Origin of the sequence: Aquabacterium sp., from assembly GCF_030652515.1 — a bacterium.
Lineage (GTDB): Bacteria > Pseudomonadota > Gammaproteobacteria > Burkholderiales > Burkholderiaceae_C > Aquabacterium.
In genome coordinates this window covers 1-4095 of record NZ_JAUSAR010000001.1, presented here as the reverse complement: position 1 = coordinate 4095, position 4095 = coordinate 1, and the positions used below count along the sequence as shown (strand labels likewise).

General features: G+C 56.2%; 3 protein-coding genes and 1 pseudogene. 3 read left to right on the top strand and 1 reads right to left on the bottom strand.

From position 1 onward, the window contains the following. The first annotated feature begins 58 nt into the window (after positions 1-58). From Q7V20_RS00020 to Q7V20_RS00010, 3 genes are all read left to right on the top strand, one after another. On the top strand, positions 59-1075 hold the full coding sequence (locus Q7V20_RS00020) for an IS30 family transposase (RefSeq protein ID WP_370652366.1): 1017 nt from the start codon (positions 59-61) through the stop codon (positions 1073-1075). Between the two features lie 30 nt (positions 1076-1105). After that, a complete protein-coding gene (locus Q7V20_RS00015) occupies positions 1106-1729 on the top strand; it encodes an FxLYD domain-containing protein (RefSeq protein WP_304785849.1) in 624 nt (207 codons plus the stop codon). A gap of 483 nt (positions 1730-2212) precedes the next feature. Next, positions 2213-2362, top strand: a complete 150-nt coding sequence (locus tag Q7V20_RS00010) for a hypothetical protein (RefSeq protein ID WP_304785847.1) — start codon at positions 2213-2215, stop codon at positions 2360-2362. Between the two features lie 266 nt (positions 2363-2628). On the opposite strand, the pseudogene Q7V20_RS00005 reads toward Q7V20_RS00010, so the two are convergent. Then, positions 2629-3811 (bottom strand): annotated as a pseudogene (locus Q7V20_RS00005) (IS3 family transposase). Between the last annotated feature and the right edge of the window lie 284 nt (positions 3812-4095).

Genomic DNA, 4095 nt, shown 5'->3' with positions numbered 1-4095 from the left:
TGGTGGGCTCAGAATTGAAGTGCAACACTTTACTCAAACTAAGGTGCTGCAAATGGGAATTCACTACAGACATCTCACCGAAGTAGATCGCGTCAATATTGACACGATGCTCATGGCTGGCCACAGCCAGCGCCAGGTCGCCAAAGCTTTGGGGTTCAGTGCTTCCACGATCTCGCGCGAGGTTAGACGAGCCAATGTCTCAGGCTGCTGGCGCTACTTTGCATTCTTCGGCCAACGCGTTCAACGCGCTGGTCGGCGAAGAGCCGGGCTGGCTAGACGCAAGCTCGGCTTGAACATGGGTTCACCACTTTGGCGCTCTGTCATCGGGGGCCTGCGCCAAGGCTATTCTCCAGAACAAGTTGCTGGCAGACTTCGGCTCATGAATGCCTCAACGCTCGTGAGCCACGAAACCATCTACTGCGCTATTTATGCTCAGCCTCGCGGCACGCTTCGCACTGAGCTCATCAAAATGCTTCGCAAGAGCAAGGCTGGCAGGCGCACCAGAGGCCGCGTTGCTCGCCAGTTCACGGGCATTCAGAACATGACCTCCATTGACCTTCGCCCTCCCGAGATTGCCGCCCGCATCGTGCCTGGTCATTGGGAAGGCGATCTCATCAAAGGCGCCAGGAACGCATCAGCCGTTGGCACCATCGTCGAGCGGACAAGCCGCTACGTCATGCTCGTTAAGCTGGATAACAGCTCTTCCGGCTGCGTGCTTGAAGGCTTCACTCAACGCCTTCGTCGCGTGCCTTCCAGTTTGCGCAAAACCATGACCTACGATCAAGGCACCGAAATGGCTCTGCATGAAACCTTGGCTAAGCGTTTGCGCATGGACATCTTCTTCTGTGATCCACACAGCCCTTGGCAGCGGGGTTCCAATGAGAACGCCAATGGGCTCATTCGCGAGTACTTGCCTAAAGGCATGGATCTCAGCTTGGTCACGCAGGAGCAATTGACTGCCGTTGAGAAAAGTCTCAACACCCGTCCTCGCAAAATCCTCGGCTTCCGCACTCCGGCTGAGGTCTTTGCCGACCTTAAACTCGACAACATCGCTGGTGTTGCACTTCAAGCTTGAATCCGCCTCTTCAAATTCAGGGACGATGATATGAAACGACTTTTCTCCGCGCTCGCATTAGCTCTTTCACTCAATGCGCTCGCTTGCAACGATCATGAGTTGCAGCAACCAGATATGGCTCTCCAAGTAATCAATGCTTCGGTTAGTACCGCCAAGGCGCAGGGCCCAATGTTGGTAACAGTCATTGGAGAGCTGAAGAACACGACAGCCGAAAGGATTGACAACCTAGTCCTTGAAGCAAAGCTCACCGATTCAAGCGGAAAAACTATTGATGTGCTGAGTGAGTCAATGTATGGCTTGGTTGTCCCTGCTGGCGAGCAAGTTTCCTTCCGCCTACAAGGCGCTGCAGCTACTACACAAGCGACATATGCCAATGCTCAAGTTCGAGTGGTGAGCGCAGAAGGCCACTCTAGGTCAAATAAGCAATCATCTAGCGAGAGCAACAGTCAGCTAAGAGAGATTGCAGTTTCCTGGGGGCCAATGATATTGCTCGTTCTTGTTTGGTTCCTCTTGGCCCGTAAATATAATGGCAAGGGCTCAAATCAAGACAAAATGCTCACGGCAATCAATGAACAGAATGCTTTGCTGACACGGCAAAGTGCAGCTATCGAGGCAATCGCTGCAGCATTGAATTCCGGGCGGACTCAGAAGTGAAGTGCGCAACCCTGCCTTCGCTCCCCAGCCTAACAGGTTGGTCAAGCCGACACCCACAAGTTTCACTTGTGGGTACCCTGCGCGCTTCGCGCTCCGGTGCGGCTTACCTCGGGCGTTAGGCTTTTTTCCCACGATCGAACCATCCGTCGCTATATGAACCAACAACCATCGTCTTCTCTCAAGCTTGCATACTGTCTTGTCCTGCTCGCAGCAGTCTTGCCATTTGGCCTAGCAAAGTCTGGGTGGGTCGGTCTGGCCACTGGCGGCGCTGGCTTTGGGTTTGTTTCCCTCCTCGGCCCTCTGGTCTTTCTCGGTCTTGGTCTATATCGCGTCTACCTCGTAGCTCGCGTTCCATGTGTGCTTAACGCACCTCAAGCCACAGGCCTTCCCGCTTTCCTGCGCAAAGTCGGCACGTTTTGCCTCTATGTTGGGTTACTCGTGTCAGTACTTAGTTGGGTCGCTGGGCCGTTAATGCGGGCCTTCATGACAACCCGAACAGAAAGCGGTGCTGAGTTCTTTGTCGTCGGTCTGTACTTGTCGCTTGCGTCCGGCATTGGCATGCTGGGGTTGCTGGCATTTGAGTTCAGCCGCTTGCTTGCCTTCGAACGTAATACACAGCAAACAACTGCATGAGTTCTCAAGCAAGTTCAACACTGTGCAAGCGCTACTCGCAATGGGCGCTATCACTGCGCCACATATAGAGCGAAGCATGAAGTCACAAATCAGCATTACTCTGCCTACGCTCACCAGCCTAACTTTTCGGTCAAGCCGACACCCACAAGTTCCACTTGTGGGTTCCCTGCGTGCTTCGCACTCCGGTGCGGCTTACCTGTGGCGTTAGGACTCTTGGTGGGCTCAGTGAGGTTGCCCCTGAATTTCGGAGCGCTTAGCCCGGGTTGTCATGCGGCGTTCTTGCGCTGAGCCGCCAGCCAGCGTTGCTCGTACTGCATGGGACTGAGGTAACCCAGTGCCGAGTGCAAACGAGCATGATTGTAGAAGGCCATCCAGTCCAGGATGGCGGCCGTGGCCTGCTCTCGGGTGGTGAACCTTTGACCCAACACGCAAGCCACCTTTAGATGCCCCCAGAAGCTTTCGGTAGGCGCGTTGTCCCAGCAGTTGCCCTTGCGGCTCATCGATGAGTCGATGCCCCAGGCCTTCATCGTGGCCTGGAACTCATGGCTGCAGTACTGGCTGCCTCGGTCGCTGTGGAATATCAGTCCCTTGGCAGGCCTGCGGCGCCAACAGGCCATCAGCAGCGCATCCTTGACCAGGCTGGTCTGCATGTGCGGCTGCATGCTCCAGCCCACCACCTGGCGACTGTGCAGGTCCAGCACCGCAGCCAGGTACAGCCAGCCCTCATCAGTGGGGATGTAGGTGATGTCGCCGCTCCACAGCACGTTGGGCGCATCGGGGTTGAAGCGCCGTTGCACAAGATCTGGTGCCACCGGCAGGTGGTGCTTGCTGTCGGTCGTCACGACGAATTTCCTCTTCGTTCGTGCCTTGATGCCATGGCGCTGCATCAGCACGCGCACACGCTCTTTGCCCACACGAATGCCACGTGCCAGCAGTTCCTTGTGCATTCGGGGCCAGCCATACTCGCCCTTGATCTGGGCGTGGATAGCTCGCATGTGCGCCAGCAAGGCTTCATCACTTTGAAACCGGCTGGGGCCCTTGCCTGGCTCATCCTGCGAGCGCTTCCAGCTGAAGTACCCACTGGCGCTAACCTCCAGCACCTCGCACATCAGGCTCACCGGCCAGGCCTTGCCGCTCATTTGCCGGATCCAGGCGTACTTTGCAGCACATCCTGCGCAAAGTACGCCGCGGCTTTTTTTGCGATGTCGCGCTCCATCTTCAGTCGGGCGTTCTCGGCCCTCAGGCGCGCGATCTCCATCTGGCCTTCTGGCTTGCGCTGGGGGCGCCCAATTGCCCCTTGGCATCCAGGCGAACCCAGTTGGCCACGCTTGACGATGGGATGCCCAAAACCTTGGCCACCACCGCACCCGACTGCCCGGCCTTGACTTGCCGAACCGCCTCCAGTTTGTACTCCAGGGTGTACTTGCCCCGTACCTGCTTATCGACCATTTCGTCGCTCCTTTCCAGCATTGTGGTCATGAGCTAAGAACTCCACTTTTCATGGGCAACCTCACAGAAATGAAAGTGGCTATGCGATACATACGAATCGGAACATATTTAGTGTGTTCGATAGCGATGAACTCGGCTAAAGGTGGTGGTCAGGCTGAGTCGCCGAGCCTTGTGGTATCGAAGAGTGGCGCTCACGTCTCAGACCTGCGAAGCAAACTGATTTGGTCCCGGTGCGTAGAGGGCATGCAATGGGACGGCAAGACCTGCACGGGCAAGCCGACACT

What these genes read in the sequence shown, in the direction of transcription:
- Q7V20_RS00015 (WP_304785849.1), top strand. Translation starts at nt 1,106, where the DNA reads ATGAAACGACTTTTCTCCGCGCTCGCATTAGCTCTTTCACTCAATGCG.
- Q7V20_RS00010 (WP_304785847.1), top strand. Translation starts at nt 2,213, where the DNA reads ATGACAACCCGAACAGAAAGCGGTGCTGAGTTCTTTGTCGTCGGTCTG.